General features: G+C 76.8%; 1 pseudogene. It reads right to left on the bottom strand.

Going from position 1 to position 983, the window contains the following annotated elements:
- A pseudogene (locus BN4346_RS48350) lies at positions 1-983 on the bottom strand (PE family protein); the annotation flags it as partial.

The raw sequence follows: 983 nt of genomic DNA, 5'->3' as shown, positions 1-983 counted from the left end.
GCCGAGGGCGGCCAGGCCGCCACCGGTGCCACCTGCACCGCCGTTACCGCCGTTGCCACCGGTGACGTTGGCGACCGGGTTGTCGTCCTCGTCAACCTGTGCGGTACCACCGGCACCGCCAGCACCGCCGGCGCCACCGGTGACACCGACGCCGGTGCCCTGGTAGCCGTTACCGCCGTGACCGCCGTTACCGCCGTTACCCGCGGTCTGGCCGGCCGCAGCGCTGCCGCCCGCGCCGCCGTCGCCGCCCTTACCGGCCAAGGTGGTCGAGGTGCCTGCGGCGCCGTTACCACCGTTGCCGCCGTTACCAGCCGCCTGGGCGTCGGTTCCGGCGCCACCGGCACCGCCCTTGCCGCCGTTGCCACCGGCACCGGTGGCGTTGCCACCGTTGCCGCCGTTGCCAGCCGCCGCGTCGGTACCCGCAGCGCCACCGGCGCCACCGATACCACCGTTGCCGCCACCGGCTGAGTCGCCACCGGCACCACCGGTGCCCGCAGCGGTACCGGCCGCCGCGGCGCCACCGGCGCCACCGGTGCCACCGGTGCCGATTCCGGCCGCGGTACCACCGACACCACCGTCACCGGCAGCACCGCCGGCCACCGCGGCGCCACCTGCGCCACCGACACCACCGTCACCGGTGCCGGTGCCGGCGCCACCGGCGCCGCCCTTGCCGCTGTCGCCGGCCACGCCGGTGCTGTTTTCAGCGGTCGACGCGGCGCCACCGAGACCGCCGACGCCACCGTTACCGCCGGTGACATTGTTCGCCGTGACGGCGTCATCGCCCTCGCCCGTGGTGATCGCGGTACCACCGGCACCGCCGTCGCCGCCCTTGCCGGCCGCGCCCGCACCCTGCGCGGCGCCACCGACGCCACCGTTGCCGCCGTCGCCCGCGGTCTGACCGTCCAGCGCGTTGCCGCCGGCACCGCCGACGCCACCGTTACCGGCGGTGCCGACACCACCGGCGATCGCACCGGCACCGGCCG

The organism is Mycolicibacter icosiumassiliensis, assembly GCF_900078685.2.
Lineage (GTDB): Bacteria > Actinomycetota > Actinomycetes > Mycobacteriales > Mycobacteriaceae > Mycobacterium > Mycobacterium icosiumassiliensis.
Note: the sequence above shows the minus strand (reverse complement) of the source record. Positions and strands in the feature narration are given on the sequence as shown.